This is a genomic window from Parasphingomonas halimpatiens (genome assembly GCF_036663795.1).
In the GTDB taxonomy this organism is placed as follows: Bacteria; Pseudomonadota; Alphaproteobacteria; order Sphingomonadales; family Sphingomonadaceae; genus Sphingomonas.
This window is the reverse complement of sequence record NZ_JAXOJP010000025.1, coordinates 16370-33301: the sequence shown is the minus strand read 5'-3', so window position 1 is coordinate 33301 and position 16932 is coordinate 16370. Positions and strand designations below refer to the sequence as shown.

Sequence of the window (16932 nt, the reverse complement as noted above, 5' to 3'; positions counted from 1 at the left end):
TTACTTGGCGCGCTTCACCTGCTTGTCATAAAAGCTGATGATGTGGCTGGCGATGAAGGGCAGATTGTCCTCGGTCGCGAAATGCCCGGCGTTGAGCCGGTGGATTTCGGCGCGCGGCAGGTCCTTGAGATAGGATTCGCCGCCTTCGGGGGTGAAGAACGGGTCATGCTCGCCCCAGAAGATCAGCGTCTTGGGCTGATGCTCGCGGAGGAATTTCTGCCAGGTCGGGTAGAGCGCGACGTTGTTCCGATAATCGTAGAACAGGTCGAGCTGGATGCGCAGATTGTTGGGCCGCGCGACGAAGGCGGCGTCGCTCTGGTAGCTTTCCGGCGCGATCAGTTCAGGGTGGCCGGCGCCGGTGAGATAGACGCCCTTGATCCCGTCGGGAGTGTTGAAGGCGGCAAGCGGCGCCTCGCTCGCGGCGTTGCGGTCTACCCACAGGGCCTTGCGAAAGCCGTCCCAGGCCGGGGTGAAGCCATTTTCATAGGCATTGGTGTTCTGGATGATCACCCAGTCGAGCGCTTGCGGGTTGCGCCCCATGATCCGGTAGCCGACCGGACCACCATAATCCTGCATGAACACGCCATAATGGTCGAAGCCCTTGGCGGCGAGGAACTTCTCGACCGTCACCGAGATCGCGTCGAATGAATAATGATAGCGCGCTGGATCGGGCGCGTCGCTGTTGCCGAAGCCCTGATAATCGGGCGCGATGACATGGAAGCGCGGCGCCAGCGCGACTATCAGGTCGCGATACTGGTGCGAGGAGGAGGGCCAGCCGTGGAGCAGGACGAGCTTGGGGCTCTTCGGGTCGCCGGCCTCGCGATAGGCGATGTTGAGGCCGTCGACATTGACGGTGCCGTAGCGAACCTGGGTCGCGGCGACCGGGGTGGTCAACACGGGGTGCGTGGCGGCCAGAGCGGAGGCCGAGGCGAGGAGGTTGCCGGCCGTCACTGTCACGGCAAAGGCGGCGGCGAGCAGTCGGGATTTGCGGGTCATGATCGGGTTCCTTTCGATTTTTCGGGAGGTAAGCGGGCGCCGCCGGGGGGAAGCGGCACCCGCGCCTCGTCGTCGCGCCTGGGGGGTCAGGCGGCCTTGCGGGCAGTGACGACGGGGAAGTCGATCTCGGTCTTGAAGACCTCGTTGAAATAATTGGTCCAACTGTTGAGCGCGACGTGCTGGACGATCTCGATCAGTTGCGCGTCGCTATAGCCGGCGAGCCGGACCGCCGAGAGATCGGCCTCGGCGACATGGCCGCGGGCCTGGGCGACGCGGGCGGCGAAGCGCACGGCGGCATCGGCCTTGGGATCGTTCGAGGCGCCGCTGCGGTTGGCGGTGATCTCGGCATCGTCGAGCTTGGCGAGGTTCTTGCCCATGAAGGTGTGGGCCGAGAGGCAATAGTCGCAGCCATTGATCTCGGCGACGGCGAGCGCGATCCGCTCGCGCGTGGCGGCGGGCAGCGCGCCCTTGGCGAGCGCGCCCGACATGCCGAGATAGCCTTCCAGTGCCTGCGGGCTGGTGGCGATCAGGCGGAACATGTTCGGCACGACGCCGAGCTGCTGGTTGACCGCCTCAAGCAGCGGCTGCGCCTTGGCGGGGGCGTCGGCGATCGTGGCGGGGGTCGGGATACGGGACATGGGAGCATTCCTTTCATCGGATCTGGACCAGCGCGGCCCGGCGAGGATGATCTAGGCGCTTCCATTTTAGCGCGGTATCCGGCAATATAAGGAACCTTCCTTCCATTTTTCGGGAGCCATGATGGACCGCTTCGATGCTATGGCGACGTTGATCGCGGCGATCGACGGCGGCAGCCTGTCGGCCGCGTCGCGCGCGCTGGGCATGCCGCTGGCCACCGTCAGCCGGAAGGTGTCGGATCTCGAGGCGCATCTCGGCACGCAACTCGTCATCCGCACCAGCCGCAAACTGGTGCTGACCGAGGCCGGGCAGATCTATCTCGCCGCGAGCCGGCGGATTCTCGACCAGATCGACGAGGCGGAGCGCGTCGCGTCGGGCGAATATCGCGCGCCGCGCGGCCATTTGACGATCACCGCGCCGATCATGTTTGGCAAGCTCCATGTCGCGCCGGTGGTACTGGCCTTTCTTGGCGCCTATCCCGAGATCGACGCCCGGCTCGTCCTTGCCGATCAGGTCGTCAACCTGATCGACGACCAGCTCGATGTCGCGGTGCGGATCGGGTCGCTGCCCGACAGCGCAATGCTCGCCACGCGGCTCGGCGCGGTGCGCTGGGTGACCTGCGCCAGCCCGGCCTATCTCGCCGAGCGCGGCACGCCCGAGGCGCCGGAGGCCCTTGGCGGGCACGACTGCGTGATGTTCGAGGGGCTCTACGCGTCGAACGTCTGGACCTTTGGCAGCGAGCGGCAAAGGCGGGCGGTGCCGATCAAGCCGCGCTTCGCCGTCAATACGGCGGATGCGGCAATCGCGGCGGCGATCGGCGGTGGCGGCATTACGCGCGTGCTGTCCTATCAGGTGGCCGACGCCCTCAACGCTGGCGCGCTGCGCCTGATCCTGCGCGATGCCGAGCCCGACCCCCTGCCCGTCCATCTCGTCCATGCCGGCCAGGCGCTGGTCCCGCTGAAGTTGCGGGCGTTTCTCGATTTCGCGACGCCGCGGCTCAAGGCCGTGCTAGGCGCGCTGCCAGCCTGAGGGATCAATCGGTATAATGCGGCTCGCCGCGCTCGCGCAGCGCCTCGTAATGGACCAGCGCGGGTTCGTCGCCAAACGGCACCGGCTGACCGCCCCGAAACGCCCATTCGCCGCGGTCGCAATCGGCGGCGCGGACATAGCCGTTGATGTAGAGCCGGCGGCGGTGCGTCGCATGGTTCACGCCCGAGCCATGGACGAGATAGGGGTTCCACAGCGCGAGATCGCCCGGCGCGAGGTCGAGGTCGATCGCACTGTCCGGCGCGAGACCGGCCGCCTCCAGCACGGCATCGCTCATCGCATTGCCGAGCACCTCCTGCGACGTGTCGAGTTGCAGCACGCCGTGGCGGTGGCTTTGCGGAATGAAACGCATCCCGCCCGCGCCGGGGTTGTGCGGATCGATCGCGAGGCCGGTCTGGACATAGGAGCTGCCGAGGTTGCGATAGGCCTCGGCCGGGCGGCGGAAGCGCGAATCCTGGTGCCACGCGAAATCGCCGACCGCGCCGGGCACCTTCCAGTGGAGCTGGTTGATGATCTGCTTGATGTCGCCGCCGAGCAACGGGGCGAGCAGAGCGGCGAAGCGCGGATCGAGCCGCACGGCGTTGAGCACGGGTTGATGATAAGAGGGCCACTGCGCCATACGCACCGTCGGCGCGCCGACCGCATCGGGGCCGACATTGTAGAACAGATTGCCGTGCCGGAAGCTGCGGCCGTGCGCGACGCCTTCGTCGTAGATCTGGTCGATCGCCGCGCCGATCGTGACGATCTCGTCGGGCGACATGAAGCCGCGCACCACGGCATATCCTTCGCGGCGATACTGCTCGATCGTGTCGCTGGTCGTCATGTCATGCGTCATTCGTGGACCTGTAGATGGCCTCGTCGAGTTCGCCCTCGAGCCGCGCCACCGTCGTCGCGACGGCGAGGTTGGCACTGACGCTCGGCACGGTGCGGGTCATGTCGAGCAGCCGGTCGAATGGCAGCACGAAACCGACGACGAGCGCCGTCTGTTCGGGCGGGATGCCGACCGCCGACAACACGGTGGCGAGCATGAACAGCGAGGCGGAGGGGACCGGTGCGGTGCCGAAGGCGGCAAGCGCACCGGTCAGCAGCACGGTGGCATAGACCTGCGGCGTCAGCGGCGTGCCGAAGGCCTGCAGCGCGAACATCGCGAGCAGCCCGACATACATCGCCGTTCCGTCCTTGCCGATGCTCGCACCGAGCGGCAGCGCGGTCGAATAGACCGGGCGATCGATACCGAGATTGTCGCCGGCGACGCGCATCGCAACGGGCAACGTCGCCGAGCTCGACGCGGTCGAGAAGCCGACCACCAGTGCATCGACGATGCCGTGGAAGAAGGGCAGCAACGGCAGGCGCGCGACGAGGCGCAGCAACAGGCTATGGACGACGACGATCTGGATCATCGAGCCGAGCAGCACGGCGAGCGCGAGCCAGCCGACATGGACGAACACCGCCGCACCGTTCGCCGCGACGGCATTGGCGATCAGCGCGAAGACGCCGAATGGGGTCGCCTCCATGACGATCGCGACGACCTTGAGCAGCACGGCCGAGGTCGCCTGGAGCAGCGCGGCGAACGGCTTGCCGGGCTCGCCCGCGACGACGGTGCCGATGCCGAGCAGGATCGCGACGAAGATCAGCGCGAGCATGTCGCCCTTGGCCAGCGCATCGACGATGTTGAGCGGGATGATGCCGATCAGTTGGTCATAGGGCGTGACCGGGACACCGAGCGGATGCGGCGCCGCGGTGCCGAGCGGCGCGCCGACACCGGGATGGAGCAGCACCGCGACGATCATGCCGACCGAGACGGCAATCGCCGTTGTGAGCGCGAACAGGCCAACGGTCCGCCCGCCCAGCCCGCCGAGCCGCCGCGGATCGGCGAGCGTGGTGATGCCCGAGGCGATCGTCACCAGCACGATCGGCGCGACGAGCATACGGATCGCGCGGACGAACAGGTCGCCCATGAACGCGACCTTCGGCGTGGCGGCGGGCCAGACAAGGGCAAAGATCAGGCCGAGCGCGAGCGCGCCGAGCACGCGCTGCCAGAGCGGGATGGCGAACCAGGTGCGCACTATGAGCGCCCGCCCCTAACCGTCATGCCGGACTTGTTCCGGCATCCACCGTATCGCGCATCCTGCGGCCTGAGAATTTGCGGGACGGTGGCCCCCGGAACAAGTCCGGGGTGACGGATTAATTGAAGTTTCGTCACGAACACCGGCCCGGCGTCGGCGTGTGCGGCAGCGCGCGGCCGGCGGCGCGGGCGGTGAGTTTGCCCTTGTCGACCGCCAGCACACCGTTGACGAGCACGGTGCGCACGCCCGACGCGAAGAGCGTCGGCGCCTCATAGGTGGCGCGCGACGCGTAGCTGGCCGGATCGAACACCACGACATCGGCGAAGGCGCCGGCGCGCAGATGCCCGCGGCCGGTCAGATGGAACCAGTCGGCGGTGACCGAGGAACTGCGTTCGATGAAGTCGCGCAGGGTCAGGACATGGTCGGCGACGACATATTTGGCATATTTGCGCGCGAAGGTGCCGTACATGCGTGGATGGCCGGGCGAGGCGTCGGAATCGGTCATCACCCAGGGCTGGCGCATGAAGGCGGCGATGTCGGTCTCGCTCTGGTTGAACGACACCACGCCGGGATCGGCGATGCGGATCACCGCGAGCGCCGCCGCGACGGGATCGACGCCCATCGCCTTGGCCACGTCGGAGAGCTTGCGATTGCGATAGCTGCCCTCGACGATCAGCAGCGATTCCGCCCCGCCGCGCTTGCGCATATTCTCGACGATGTCGGTCCGCAGTTTCTCCGCAAGGGCGGGATCGTCGAAGCGCTTGAGCAAGGCGGCGCGGCCACCGTCCTGCGCCCAGAGCGGGATCAGCGAGGCAACGAGGCTCGTGCCGCTCGCCGACCAGGGATATTGGCTGGCGGTGATGTCGAGCCCGGCGGCGCGCGCCGCTTCGATCCGCGCAATCACCTCGGGCGCCTTGCCCTGCACGTCGACGCCGAGCGCCTTGATGTGCGAGATATGCACCGGGATGTGCGCGTCGCGGGCAATCGCGATCGCCTCGTCGATCGCCGCCATCAGCCCGACGGTGTAGCTCGATTCGTCGCGGATATGGCTGTCATAATAGCCGCCGAACCGCGCCGCCTCGGCCGACAGCGCGACGACCTCATCGGTCTTCGAAAAGCTTTGCGGGGCGTAGAACAGGCCGGTGGAAAAGCCGAGCGCGCCGTGGCACATCGCCCGCGCGACCATCACCTTCATCCGTGCCAGCTCCGCCGGGGTCGGATCGCGCTTCGCTTCGCCGACCACCGCCGAGCGGATCGAACCGAAGCCGGTATAGCTGGCATAGTTGATGCCGACCGGCTTCGTCGCGGCGCTGCCCAGCACCTTGCCGACATCGATCGCGCCGCCACCATCATTGCCGATGAACGCCGTGGTCACGCCCTGCAGCAGGAACATCGGGATCAGCCGGCGCTTCGAATCGGGTGCGACGAGCGCATCGCCCATGTGCGTGTGCGGGTCGATGAAGCCCGGCGCGACGACCATGCCATGCGCGTCGATCGTCCGCGCCGCCGCAAGCGCAAGGTGCGGGCCGACCGCGACGATATGATCGCCGACGATCGCCACATCACCGGTGAAGGGCGCGTCGGAACCGGTAAACACCGTGCCGCCGTGGATCAGCAGGTCGACACGCTTCGGCGCGGCGCTGGCGCCCAGCGTCAGGCCGGCGACCGCCGCCGCGGCCAGCATTCGCGCGATCACCCGCATGACGTTCCCCAAAATCCCGGTGCCGGCGGAAGCAGATAGCCATGCTCGTCACGCACGCCGCCGGGATAGTCCTCCTTCAGCCAGATCGGACCGTCAAGGTCGACGAAGTCGCTCATCCGCGCGACGTGCAGCGCGGGGGCGATCGACAGCGATGAACTGACCATGCAACCGGTCATCAGGCCGAGCCCGCGTTCGCGCGCGGCATGCGCCAGTTCGAGTGCGGCGGTCAGCCCGCCAGCCTTGTCGAGCTTGACGTTAACCATCTGGTAGCGGCGCGCGATCAGCGGCAGGTCGGCCGCGACATGGACCGATTCATCGGCGCAGATCGGGATGCTCGGCGCATAACCCTCGAGCCAGGCGTCGGCCTGTGCCGGCACGGGCTGTTCGAGCAACGCCACCCGCGCCTCGACCAGCACCGCCTGCATCGCGATGACCAGCGTCTGATCCCAGCTTTCATTGGGATCGACGATCAGCGCGGCAGCCGGCGCGGCGGCACGGACCGCGCGGATCTGGCTCGCCGGGTCGTTTGCATCGACCTTGATCTTGATGACCGGCACGTCGGCGATCGCGGCAGCGGCGGCCGCCATCGCGGCGGGCGTGTCGATCACCACGGTGAGCGCGCTGGCCAGCCGTTCCAGCGCGGGCGCGCCGATCATCGTGTGAACGTCGGTACCGGCGCGCCGCGCCTCGAGGTCCCACAGCGCGCAATCGAGCGCATTGCGCGCCGCACCGGGCGGAAGCAGACCGGCCAGCGCCGCGCGATCGGCGCCCGCCGCGATCGCGGCGCGCACTGCTTCGACAGCGGCCATCGCCGTGTCGATCGTCTCGCCATAACGGGCATAGGGCACGCCCTCGCCGCGCCCCTCGACACCGCCCTCGCCCAGCGTCACCGTGATCACGTCGGCGGCGATCTTCTCGCCGCGCGCAATCCGGAACGGGCGAGTCAGCGCGAAGCGATCGTGCCGGACGCTGAGGGTTCGTAGCATAGCAACTCGTCGAGAATGGCATCGACCCCGAAGGCGATCGGGTCGGTGCAGGGCAAGCCGGTCTGCGCCTCGATCTGCGCGCAGAGCTGACGCGCGGCATGCGGTTCCATGCCCGAGGTGTTGAGACAGATTCCGACCGGACGGACATCGGGACTAGTCAGCCGCGCGACCTGGAGGTTGGCCGCCAGGCATTCGGTGAGGCCGGGCAGCAGCCGTCCGGGAATGCCGCGCATATGGGCGCGCGCCGGATCGTGACACATCACCAGCGCCTCGGGCTGCGCGCCGTGGAGCAGGCCGGTCGACACGCCGGCGAAGCTCGGGTGGAACAGCGACCCCTGCCCTTCGATCACGTCCCAGCCGTCATCGTCGCGCGCCGGGGTGAGCTGCTCGATCGCGCCGGAGATGAAATCGGCGACCACCGCATCGACCGGCACACCGCCGCCGGCGATCAGAATGCCGGTCTGCCCGGTGGCGCGAAAATCGGCGGCGATGCCGCGCGCGCGCAGCCCCTCGACCAGCGCCAGCGAGGCATACATCTTGCCGACCGAGCAATCGGTGCCGACCGTCAGCAGGCGGTGGCCGGCGCGGGCATAACCATTGCCGACGGGCAGATCGGCCGGCGGATCACGCACATCGAACAGTTGCACGCCATGTTGCTGCGCGAGCGCGGCAAGCCGGGGCACGTCGCGCAGCCGCTGGTGCAAGCCGGCGGCGACGTTCATGCCCGCCTCGATCGCGGCGGCGGCATCGTCGACCAGCGCCGCGCCCATCTTGCCGCCCGAATTGGCGATGCCGAGCACCAGCGTCCGCGCACCCGCCGCCGCCGCCTCGGCAATGGTCAGGCGCGGCAGGCCGAGCGTCAGCGGGCAATCGTCGTGGCGGAATTCGCCGACGCAATCCTGCGGACGGAAGGTCGCCAGCCCGCGCGACGTCTTGATGCCGACGAAATCGGTGCTGCTGCCGAGATAGAGGAGGTAAGGCGAGGGGATCATTGTGCGACCCTAAGCGCGCACCGTGCCGCCCGCGCATAGTGAGTGCGGGCGCGGCTATAGCCTGGATTTATGGCTTCACGGCGCGTCGATGACCTTGGCCAATGTCTTGAGAAACTCGGTCGCCAGCGCGGTCGGCGGCCGGTTGAGCAGGAACATGGCGTGGACGTCGAAAGTGATCTGCGGCTTGAGCGGCCGCATCGCCATGCCCGGGACGAGCGCGGCTTGCGCGGTGAAGCTGTCGACCACGGTGAAGCCGACGCCCTGCCGCACCAATGTCGCGGCGATGTGGAAGGTGCGCGCCGTCACCACCTCGTCGAGCTCGAGATCGACGCGATCGATTTCCTGCGTGAACAGCTGGCCGATCGGCCCGCTGCCCGCGACGGTGATGAAACGCTGGCCGCGCAGACATTCGAGTTCGACGCGCGGCGGGGCATCGGGCATGTCCTGCTCGCGGTAGAGCATGACCAGCTCACCCTCGCCGAGCCAGCGATGGCCGAGCGGCGCGGCCGGGGGCACCTCATAGGCGATCGCGACATCGGTCTCGCGCTCGTAGAGTTTGCGCAGCAGATCGTCGTGATGAACTGTCTGGAGGTCGAACTTGACGTTCTGGTGGGTGCGCAGGAAGCGCGACACCGCGGTGGGCAGCGCATCGAGCGCCAGCGACGGCAGCGCCGACAGCCGCAGCGTGCCGCCGGTGCCGCGCCGCAGGTTCCGCCCCGCCTCGCGCAGCGCATAGACGCGGTCCTGGATCTCACGCACCTCGGTGAACAGGATATGCGCGTCCTCGGTCGGCACCAGCCGCCCGGCGGTGCGCTCGAACAGCGGGAAGCCGAGCAGCGATTCGGCGTGGCGCAGCGTCTTCGAGACCGAGGGTTGCGAGATGTTGAGCGCGCGCGCCGCGCCGCTGACCGAGCCGTTGACATAGACGGCGTGGAAGATCTCGATATGGCGCAGGTTCATTGCGTACCTCGCGCAAGCATTTCCTCGGCCGGGGTATAGGCCGAGTTCGCTGCCTGCGGGCGCGCCGGCACGTCGGTGGCGAAATAGGCGACGCCGGTGCCGCGCGCACGATCGATCCACAGCCCGGAGCGGAGGCCATAGGCCTCGCCGGCATGGCCGATACGGTGGCGGCCGTCGCCGAACGGGTCGTCGCGGCACCCCGCGGCGTTGGTCGCAAGGAAAGTCACGGCAAGGCCATAGCTGCAGGTAAATCCCGCATCGGTCTCACCATTGCCTCCTGCCCCCGCTTGGCCGTTGAAGGTCCAGAGCGGCGTTTCGAGCAGCGCGACCGAGGCGGGGCTGAGCAACCGCACGCCATCGACTGCGCCGTTGCCGAGCAGCAGCCGGCCGACCCTGGCGAGATCGCGCATCGAAATGCGCAGCCCGCCCTGCGGCGCGAACATCGCGCCGTTCCTGCCGGCCTGCCAGCGGGCCAGGTCGCAACTGCCATCGGCGGCGGGGGTCACCGGGCATGTCGGCATCGCGCCCTTATTGTCGTCGCGCACCGCAACGCCGTCGCGGTACAGCACCACCGCCCGCGCAGCGCGCGCCGGCGTGCAGTTCGCCCAGTTATAGCAGGCGTCGAGCTTGAGCGGATCGAGCACGAGGCGCTTCATCAACCGGTCGAAGCGCTCGCCGGTGGCGCGCTCCATCACTGCGGCGATCACCGGGAAATTGAGGTTGGTGTAGTGAAACCAGCCGCCCGGCGCGTGCCCGGCATCCCACGCCTTCGGGTCGGCGAGCACGGTCCGCATGTCGGCATCGAGCGGCAGGACATAATCGACGCCGTCGGTGATGCTCGAGCGATGCGACAGCAGCAGGCGCAGCGTGATCGGTGCATCGGGAAAAGCCGGGTTGCGTAGCGACCAGCCAAGCTGCCCCGAAACATCGGCGTCGAGATCGAGCCGGTGCTGCTCGACCAGCCGCATCACCGCGATGGCGACGACCAGCTTCGAGATCGAGGCGACGCGGACCGGATCGTCGACGCCGACCTTGCGCTGCGCGGCGAGATCCGCCCAACCGGTTGCCCGCGCCGAGGTCTCGTGGTGGCGATCGAAGGTCACCCTGACGGTGGCGACGGGTTGCGCGACGGCGGCGAGCGCGAGGATCGGGAGCAGCATCCGTCCAGCCTAGACCCACGACGCCGCACTGCACAATGCCCGGCGGCTCTACCCGTGCGTTAAGAATTTCCTTGCCAAGCGGCGGCGAAACCGGTCGCTTGGACCGGGCGAACAGGGAGGACACATGTCGCAGGCTACACGGATCTTGCTGGCGCTGGTCGCCGGACTGCTGATCGGCATCGCCGCACGGGAGTATGCACCAACGCTGGCGATTGACGCGATCGCGTGGACCCAGCCGGTCGGCCACGCCTGGCTGCACGGACTGCAGATGGTGATCGTACCGCTGATCATCGGTCTGCTCGTGACCGGCATCGGCGCTGCTGCCAATGCCGCGCGCGCCGGACGGATCGCGCTGCGATCGGTGCTCACTTTCGTCGCAATCCTGTGGGGCACGACGATCATGTCGGCGCTGGTCATGCCGGTGCTGCTGGAATTGTGGCCGCTTTCGGCCACGCTGTCGCATGACCTGCGCCAGTCTCTGACCGGTGCGACCCCGGTCGGCACGGTGCCGACGCTGAGCGATTTCTTCGACAAGATCGTGCCGTCGAACGTGGTGGCGGCGGCGGCGAGCGACGCCTTCCTGCCACTGACGATCTTCAGCCTCGCGCTGGCCTTCGCTATCACCCAGCTCGAACCCGCCCCGCGCAAGCAGCTGACCGACCTGTTCCAGGCCTTCACCGACGCGATGTTGGTGATCATCGGCTGGGTGCTCAAGCTGGCGCCGATCGGCGTCTTCGCGCTGGCCTACGGCGTGGGCGCACAGACCGGGATCGGCGCGGTCGGCGCGCTGCTCCACTATATCGTGATGGTCTCGTCGATCGGCTTCATCGTCCTGCTGCTCGCTTATCCGATGGCCATGATCGCGGGCCGCGTCTCGCTGGTCCGCTTCGCCCGCACCGTGGCGCCGGCGCAGGCGGTGGCGATCAGCACGCAATCGTCGCTCGCCACCTTGCCGGCAATGTTGCTCGCCTCGGAAGAACTCGGCGCCCCTCCCGCCACCGCGGGCATCGTGTTGCCGATCGCGGTGGCGATCTTCCGCGCGACCAGCCCGGCGATGAACCTCGCCGTCGCGCTGTACATCGCGCACTGGCTCGGCGTGCCGATCGGACCCGGCGCGATGTTCTTCGGCGTCGTCACTGCCGCGATCACCACGATGGGCTCGATCAGTCTGCCGGGCACGATCAGCTACATCGCCTCGGTCGCGCCGGTGGCGCTGGCGATGCACGTGCCGATCGAAGCGCTCGGCCTGCTGATCGCGGTCGAGACGATCCCCGACCTGTTTCGCACGGTCGGCAATGTCACGATGGATGTAGCGGTGACGATCGGCGTGGCGCGGCGATCGAAGGGCGATGTCGGGCCGAACGACATTCCGACCCTGACGATGCAATGATGCTGCCCGGAAAAACAAACCCCCGCCAGGTCGATGACCTTGGCGGGGGTGTTGGTGCGCCCGGAACGATTCGAACGTCCGACCCTCAGATTCGTAGTCTGATGCTCTATCCAGCTGAGCTACGGGCGCTTGGGAAGTGGGTCCATAGAGGCGACATTCGGCGGGCGCAAGTGCGTTGCTTGTATCTTCTGCGCACAATAGACGGTGGCGCGATGAAACAGCTTTTCCCCCTCGCCGGTCTCGCGCTGCTGATCGGCGGTTGCGTCGGCCCCGACACGGCGCGCTATCCCTCGCTGCTGCCGCGGCCGATCGAATCGCGCAGCGACGCCGAGCCGGTGGTTACGCCGCCGGCTTTGGCCGCGGCCGACCCGGCGACCGAATCGAAGCTCGCCGCCTTCCGCTCAACGCTGGGCGACACCGACAAGGCGTTCGCCGCCGCCGCTGACCGCGCCGAGGCGGCGGCGCGGCTCGCCCAGGGCGATGCGGTCGGCAGCGACCGCTGGATCACGGCGCAGACTGCACTGGCCGAGCTCGACGGGCACCGGGCGACGCTGTCGGGGGCAGTCACCGATATCGAGCAGCTGGCGATCGAACGCGCGGCGGCCGGCGAACCGGAATATCCCGGGCTGGAGGCGCTACGCGGCGCGGTACAGGCCTCGCTCGATGCCGAATCGGCGCGAATCGCCACGATTCAGGCGATGCTCCCCGCCGGCTGAGCGATTCGCGAAGCCGCCGCCCGAATCAGTGCAGCGCCTTGATCAGCGGCAGGATGGTCGAATAATCATCGGTCCAGGGCGTGAAGCCGGGATAATGCCGCAGCCGGCGCCAGGTCGCGTCACGCGCGCGCAATGCGGCGAGCTTGGCCGGATCGTGCGACAGCGCGACCCATAGCGAACGTGTCGCGGCGCCGCCTTCGCCCGGTTTCGGCTGATAGAGCAGCTGGATCGCGTGCCAGCCGCCACCCTCCGCCGCCGCCGCGACGACGGGTTCGAGATCGAGAAAGCGGTTGGAGATGTGGACGAGCAGCAGCCCGTCCGGCGCGAGGACGCGGGCATAGCCGGCAAAGGCTTCGCGCGTCATCAGGTGCATCGGCACGGCGTCTGACGAAAAGGCGTCGAGCGTCAGCAGGTCGAATTATGCCGGGGGCGCGGCGGCGAGACTGATTCGCGCGTCGCCGAGCACGATTCGCGCGTCGGGCAGGCAATCGCGCAGAAAGTGGAACTGCCCGGTGTCGCGCGCGATTCGCACGATCGCCGGGTCGATCTCGTAGAAGACCCATTGCTGCCCCGGCTGCGCGTAACAGGCCAGCGTCCCCGCGCCGAGACCGACCACCGCGACACGCGCCTGCGCCCCGTACAGCGCCGGCAACGCCTGCATCGCCTGACCGATCCCGGCGCCGCGCACATAATAGACCGTCGGTTCGCGCTCGCGCGCCGGTGTGCCGAACAGCTCAGTGCCGTGCGCCGTGGTGCCATGGGCGAGCTGGCGGACATGCGCGTCGCCGAGCACGGTATAGACGCCGAAATAACTCCGCGTCCGCGTGCCTGGCTGGATCGACAGGACGAGCGAGCGATAGCCGCCAAAGGCGACCAGCGCGCCGATCAGCGCGATGCCGAAGGCCGGACGATAACCGATCGTCACGAGACCGAGCGGCACCATCACCGCGAGCACCAGCAGCTGCACCGCACCGGGCCGCTCCGCGCCGGCGCCGGGCAGCCTGAGCACGACGATCACCAGCAGCGCGACGATCAGCGCCGTCGCCAGCACCCAGCGCCGGCGCGATGCCGGGTACCGCCCCCAAAACCGTCCGCTCCAGCGCAGCAGGAAGCGGCGCGGCATCAACAGCCCCGCGGCGAGCAGCAGGATAGGAAATTCCCATGTCCAGTTGAACAGGATCGGCGCGACGAGCGCGGCGAACACACCGCCGAGCACGCCGCCGACCGACATGGCGAGATAGAATCCCGTCAGTCGGTCGTTCGCCGGGCGCAGCCGGTACATTTCGCCGTGCAGCGTGACCGAGACGAGGAACAACAGGGCCAGCGCAAGCGCGGCATCGAACCACGGCCAGGCCGGACCGCTGCCGACCAAGAGCCCGCCGATCAGCAACAGCGCCAGCGGGGTGATTCGCGCGATGACATCGCTCGCGCGGCGATGGGCGGCGAAGGCGATCGAGAAGCTCAGCAGATAAAGGCCGAGCGGCAGCACCCAGAGCAGCGGCATCGCGACGATATCGGTGCTGATATAGGTCGAGGTGGCAAGCATCAGCCCCGACGGCACCAGCGCGAGCACGACCCAACGCGCGACCAGCAGCGGCTTCGGACGGGCACTGGTCGGCGCCGCGACGGTGGCGCCCGATAGGCCGCGCGGCAGACGCCAGGCACAGGCTGCGACGAGCAAGGCCACCACCGCGTAGCCGATGCTCCACGACCAGCGCTGGCCGTTGACCGCCAGCTCGGGCTCGACCAGCAGCGGATAGGCGATCAGCCCGGCAAAGCTGCCGATGTTCGAGGCCGCGTAGAGCGGGTAAGGATCACCCTCCGGCGCCGCGAAGCTGAACCAGCGTTGCAGCAGCGGCGCCTGCGCCGAGATGGCGAAGAATAGCGGGCCGATCGACAGGCCGAGCAGCCACGGCACCCACAAGGCCGGTTCGGCATCGGCCGTCGGGGTCGCCGCAATCAGGCCGATCGGCAGCCACAGCGCGGCGATGGCCAGCACCGCGAGATGCGTCCCGGCTTGGAGTCGCGGCGAAAGCCGCCCGAGCCAATGGGCATAGCCGTAACCGGCGAGCAGCAGTGCCTGGTAGACCAGCATTGCCGAGTTCCACACCGCCGGCGCGCCGCCCAATCGGGGCAGCGCCATGCGCGCGATCATCGGCTGGACGAGGAAAAGCAGGAACGAACTGGCCAGCACCGCCGCGACGAACAGCGGCCGCGCGCCCCGCGTCGGGATCATGCCGGGCGATCGATCCGGTAGAGGATATGCGGGTTGAGCGGCGGCGCGGCGAGCGGATGATGAAAGTCGCCACCGACGACCCGCGTCATGCCGATCCGCTCCATCAGGCCCCAGCTGGCGGTGTTGGCCTGCACCGTGATCGCCGAGATCAAAGGTGCCGTCGTGTTCGCCCAGCCCCAGGCGAGGCTCGCCTCAGCCGCCTCGCGGGCATAGCCCTGCCCCCAATGTGCGCGGCCGAGGCGCCAGCCGATCTCGATATCCTGTTCGATCGGCGTGCCGGCCGCGCCGGGCTTGATCCCGCAAAAACCGAGCAAGGCGCCATCGGCGCGGCGCTCGACCGCCCAGAAGCAATGGCCGAGGCTGGCGAGAAAAGTGTTCTGTCGATCGAGCGCCGCCGCGCTCTGCTCGCGGCTTTCGGGCGGGCCGAGATAGCGCATCACCTCGGGATCGCGACACATGGCGTTGAACGGATCCACGTCCGTCGCGCGCCAGCCGCGCAGGATCAGCCGCTCGGTGTCGATCACGGCCGCGCGATCCGATAGGTCACGGTGTCGCGCAGCGGATCGCCCTTGGCGAACAGCGGGTGTTCGAAATCGAGCTGCGGGACGTGCGTCATGCCGAGGCGGACCATCAGTCCGCGGCTCTTGGCATTCTGCCGGGAGGTGATCGCGACGATCGCGGCGTCGTCGCGGTTGGCCCAGGCCCATGCCATGCTGGCCGCCGCTGCCTCACGGGCGAAACCCTGCTGCCAATAGGGCACGGCGAGCATCCAGCCGATTTCGAGCGCGCCGGCGATCGGCGTGTCGGGGGCACCCGGCTTCAGCCCGCAAAAACCCATCACGCCACCTTCGGCGCGATGCTCGACCACCCAGAAACCGAGCCCCTGCGGGTGGTAGGAGGCGTGCTTGGCGAGCGCCGCCTCACTGTCCGCCGCTGACTTCACCGGCCCGAGATCGGCCATCACACGCGGGTCCGCCCACATCGCGTGCAGCGCGGGGTGGTCGGCCGGCGTGTCGCGGCGCAGGATCAGCCGCTCGGTCTCGATCATCGGCCGAGCAGGCGCGCGGCATGCAGCGCGTGATAGCTCAGCACGCCCGAGCACCCGGCGCGCTTGAACGACATCAAGGTTTCCAGCACCATCGCATCGCGCTCGGCCGCGCCGGCCGCGACCGCCGCCTCGATCATCGCATATTCGCCCGACACCTGATAGGCGAACACCGGCACCGCGAACTCCGCCTTCACGCGCACGATGATGTCGAGATAAGGCAGGCCCGGCTTGACCATCACGCTGTCGGCGCCCTCGTCGAGATCGAGCGCGACCTCGCGCAGCGCCTCCTCGGCATTGGCCGAGTCCATCTGATAGGTCTTCTTGTCGCCCTTGAGCAGCCCGCGCGAGCCGACCGCGTCGCGGAACGGGCCGTAAAAGGCGCTGGCGTACTTGGCGGCGTAGGACATGATCTGGACGTTGACATGGCCCGCGCACTCCAGCGCCTCGCGGATCAGGCCGACGCGGCCATCCATCATGTCGGATGGCGCGATGATGTCGGCGCCCGCTGCCGCCTGGTTGAGCGCCTGGCCGACCAGCACGTCGGCGGTGCGGTCGTTGAGCACATAACCCTGCGGATCGAGCAGCCCGTCATGGCCATGCGCGGTATAGGGATCGAGCGCGACATCGGTCAGCACGCCGACCTCGGGCACCGCATCCTTGAGCGCCCGGATCGCGCGGCACATCAGATTGTCGGGGTTGAGCGCCTCCTCGCCACCGTCGCTGCGCAGGGCGTGCGGGGTGTTGGGGAACAATGCGATGCAGGCGATGCCCGCGTCGCGCGCTTCCTTCGCGCGGGCGACGATGCCGTCGACCGACCAGCGCGACACGCCGGGCAGGCTGGCGATCGGCTCCTCGACCCCCTGCCCTTCGGCGATGAACAGCGGCCAGATCAGATCGGCGGGGGTGAGCACGGTTTCGGCATGGAGCCGGCGGCTCCAGGCGGTGGCACGGGTGCGACGCAGGCGGAGCGCGGGATAGTGACTCATGCCGCGCTCAA

At 68.4% G+C, this 16932-nt stretch carries 15 protein-coding genes, 1 tRNA gene and 1 pseudogene; 3 read left to right on the top strand and 14 right to left on the bottom strand.

Translation table 11 applies throughout. The features are described from left to right. The gene (locus U1839_RS19665) at positions 1 to 996 is read right to left on the bottom strand and encodes an alpha/beta fold hydrolase (protein ID WP_332805280.1); all 996 of its coding nucleotides are present in this window, start codon (positions 994 to 996) and stop codon (positions 1 to 3) included. Between the two features lie 86 nt (positions 997 to 1082). Next, the gene (locus U1839_RS19660; protein ID WP_332805279.1) at positions 1083 to 1634 is read right to left on the bottom strand and encodes a carboxymuconolactone decarboxylase family protein; all 552 of its coding nucleotides are present in this window, start codon (positions 1632 to 1634) and stop codon (positions 1083 to 1085) included. 121 nt (positions 1635 to 1755) lie between these two features. Here U1839_RS19660 and U1839_RS19655 point away from each other — a divergent pair, with 121 nt between their 5' ends. Continuing rightward, complete coding sequence (locus U1839_RS19655; protein WP_332805278.1) at positions 1756 to 2661, top strand: LysR family transcriptional regulator; 906 nt, start codon at positions 1756 to 1758, stop codon at positions 2659 to 2661. Positions 2662 to 2665: 4 nt separating this feature from the next. Here the strand turns inward: U1839_RS19655 and U1839_RS19650 are convergent, their stop codons facing one another. The 7 genes from U1839_RS19650 to U1839_RS19620 all read right to left on the bottom strand — a co-directional run bounded on the left by U1839_RS19650 (position 2666) and on the right by U1839_RS19620 (position 10545). Further along, positions 2666 to 3502 carry a phytanoyl-CoA dioxygenase family protein gene (locus tag U1839_RS19650; protein ID WP_332805277.1) on the bottom strand — a complete coding sequence of 279 codons (837 nt, stop codon included), beginning with the start codon at positions 3500 to 3502 and terminating at the stop codon, positions 2666 to 2668. Between the two features lies 1 nt (position 3503). Further along, positions 3504 to 4745, bottom strand: a complete 1242-nt coding sequence (locus U1839_RS19645) for a dicarboxylate/amino acid:cation symporter (protein ID WP_332805276.1) — start codon at positions 4743 to 4745, stop codon at positions 3504 to 3506. A gap of 133 nt (positions 4746 to 4878) precedes the next feature. Then, complete coding sequence (locus U1839_RS19640; RefSeq protein ID WP_443030643.1) at positions 4879 to 6447, bottom strand: N-acyl-D-amino-acid deacylase family protein; 1569 nt, start codon at positions 6445 to 6447, stop codon at positions 4879 to 4881. Next, complete coding sequence (gene dgcA / locus U1839_RS19635) at positions 6438 to 7433, bottom strand: N-acetyl-D-Glu racemase DgcA (protein WP_332805274.1); 996 nt, start codon at positions 7431 to 7433, stop codon at positions 6438 to 6440. The genes U1839_RS19640 and dgcA overlap by 10 nt, the downstream gene beginning before the upstream one ends. Then, the gene (dgcN, locus tag U1839_RS19630; protein ID WP_332805273.1) at positions 7391 to 8425 is read right to left on the bottom strand and encodes an N-acetyltransferase DgcN; all 1035 of its coding nucleotides are present in this window, start codon (positions 8423 to 8425) and stop codon (positions 7391 to 7393) included. Before dgcN ends, dgcA begins: the two co-directional genes overlap by 43 nt. 75 nt (positions 8426 to 8500) lie before the next feature. Beyond that, a complete protein-coding gene (locus U1839_RS19625; RefSeq protein WP_332805272.1) occupies positions 8501 to 9385 on the bottom strand; it encodes a LysR family transcriptional regulator in 885 nt (294 codons plus the stop codon). After that, on the bottom strand, positions 9382 to 10545 hold the full coding sequence (locus U1839_RS19620) for a serine hydrolase domain-containing protein (protein WP_332805271.1): 1164 nt from the start codon (positions 10543 to 10545) through the stop codon (positions 9382 to 9384). The genes U1839_RS19625 and U1839_RS19620 overlap by 4 nt, the downstream gene beginning before the upstream one ends. Positions 10546 to 10669: 124 nt before the next feature. Here U1839_RS19620 and U1839_RS19615 point away from each other — a divergent pair, with 124 nt between their 5' ends. Then, positions 10670 to 11935: a dicarboxylate/amino acid:cation symporter gene (locus U1839_RS19615; RefSeq protein WP_332805270.1), complete on the top strand. Its 1266-nt coding sequence runs from the start codon at positions 10670 to 10672 to the stop codon at positions 11933 to 11935. Positions 11936 to 11987: 52 nt separating this feature from the next. Here the strand turns inward: U1839_RS19615 and U1839_RS19610 are convergent. After that, positions 11988 to 12064: transfer RNA gene (locus tag U1839_RS19610), tRNA-Arg, on the bottom strand. Between the two features lie 83 nt (positions 12065 to 12147). Between U1839_RS19610 and U1839_RS19605 the strand changes: the two genes are divergently transcribed. Beyond that, entirely contained in the window at positions 12148 to 12651 is a 504-nt protein-coding gene (locus U1839_RS19605) for a hypothetical protein (protein ID WP_332805269.1), read from the top strand. Positions 12652 to 12676: 25 nt separating this feature from the next. Here U1839_RS19605 and U1839_RS19600 read toward each other — a convergent pair. From U1839_RS19600 to hemB, 4 genes and pseudogenes are all read right to left on the bottom strand, one after another. Beyond that, positions 12677 to 14887 (bottom strand): annotated as a pseudogene (locus U1839_RS19600) (spermidine synthase). Next, positions 14884 to 15411 carry a GNAT family N-acetyltransferase gene (locus U1839_RS19595; RefSeq protein WP_332805268.1) on the bottom strand — a complete coding sequence of 176 codons (528 nt, stop codon included), beginning with the start codon at positions 15409 to 15411 and terminating at the stop codon, positions 14884 to 14886. Before U1839_RS19595 ends, U1839_RS19600 begins: the two are co-directional and overlap by 4 nt. Next, complete coding sequence (locus U1839_RS19590; RefSeq protein ID WP_332805267.1) at positions 15408 to 15935, bottom strand: GNAT family N-acetyltransferase; 528 nt, start codon at positions 15933 to 15935, stop codon at positions 15408 to 15410. The genes U1839_RS19595 and U1839_RS19590 overlap by 4 nt, the downstream gene beginning before the upstream one ends. After that, the gene (hemB, locus tag U1839_RS19585; protein ID WP_332805266.1) at positions 15932 to 16921 is read right to left on the bottom strand and encodes a porphobilinogen synthase; all 990 of its coding nucleotides are present in this window, start codon (positions 16919 to 16921) and stop codon (positions 15932 to 15934) included. The genes U1839_RS19590 and hemB overlap by 4 nt, the downstream gene beginning before the upstream one ends. Positions 16922 to 16932 lie beyond the last annotated feature (11 nt).

Bases quoted from the DNA above. Each gene is read 5' to 3' on its own strand.
- U1839_RS19665 (WP_332805280.1), bottom strand. From the start codon at position 996: ATGACCCGCAAATCCCGACTGCTCGCCGCCGCCTTTGCCGTGACAGTG.
- dgcA (WP_332805274.1), bottom strand. From the start codon at position 7,433: ATGCTACGAACCCTCAGCGTCCGGCACGATCGCTTCGCGCTGACTCGC.
- U1839_RS19605 (WP_332805269.1), top strand. From the start codon at position 12,148: ATGAAACAGCTTTTCCCCCTCGCCGGTCTCGCGCTGCTGATCGGCGGT.
- U1839_RS19615 (WP_332805270.1), top strand. From the start codon at position 10,670: ATGTCGCAGGCTACACGGATCTTGCTGGCGCTGGTCGCCGGACTGCTG.
- U1839_RS19620 (WP_332805271.1), bottom strand. From the start codon at position 10,545: ATGCTGCTCCCGATCCTCGCGCTCGCCGCCGTCGCGCAACCCGTCGCC.
- U1839_RS19590 (WP_332805267.1), bottom strand. From the start codon at position 15,935: ATGATCGAGACCGAGCGGCTGATCCTGCGCCGCGACACGCCGGCCGAC.
- U1839_RS19625 (WP_332805272.1), bottom strand. From the start codon at position 9,385: ATGAACCTGCGCCATATCGAGATCTTCCACGCCGTCTATGTCAACGGC.
- U1839_RS19660 (WP_332805279.1), bottom strand. From the start codon at position 1,634: ATGTCCCGTATCCCGACCCCCGCCACGATCGCCGACGCCCCCGCCAAG.
- U1839_RS19650 (WP_332805277.1), bottom strand. From the start codon at position 3,502: ATGACGACCAGCGACACGATCGAGCAGTATCGCCGCGAAGGATATGCC.
- U1839_RS19640 (WP_443030643.1), bottom strand. From the start codon at position 6,447: ATGCGGGTGATCGCGCGAATGCTGGCCGCGGCGGCGGTCGCCGGCCTG.
- dgcN (WP_332805273.1), bottom strand. From the start codon at position 8,425: ATGATCCCCTCGCCTTACCTCCTCTATCTCGGCAGCAGCACCGATTTC.
- hemB (WP_332805266.1), bottom strand. From the start codon at position 16,921: ATGAGTCACTATCCCGCGCTCCGCCTGCGTCGCACCCGTGCCACCGCC.
- U1839_RS19655 (WP_332805278.1), top strand. From the start codon at position 1,756: ATGGACCGCTTCGATGCTATGGCGACGTTGATCGCGGCGATCGACGGC.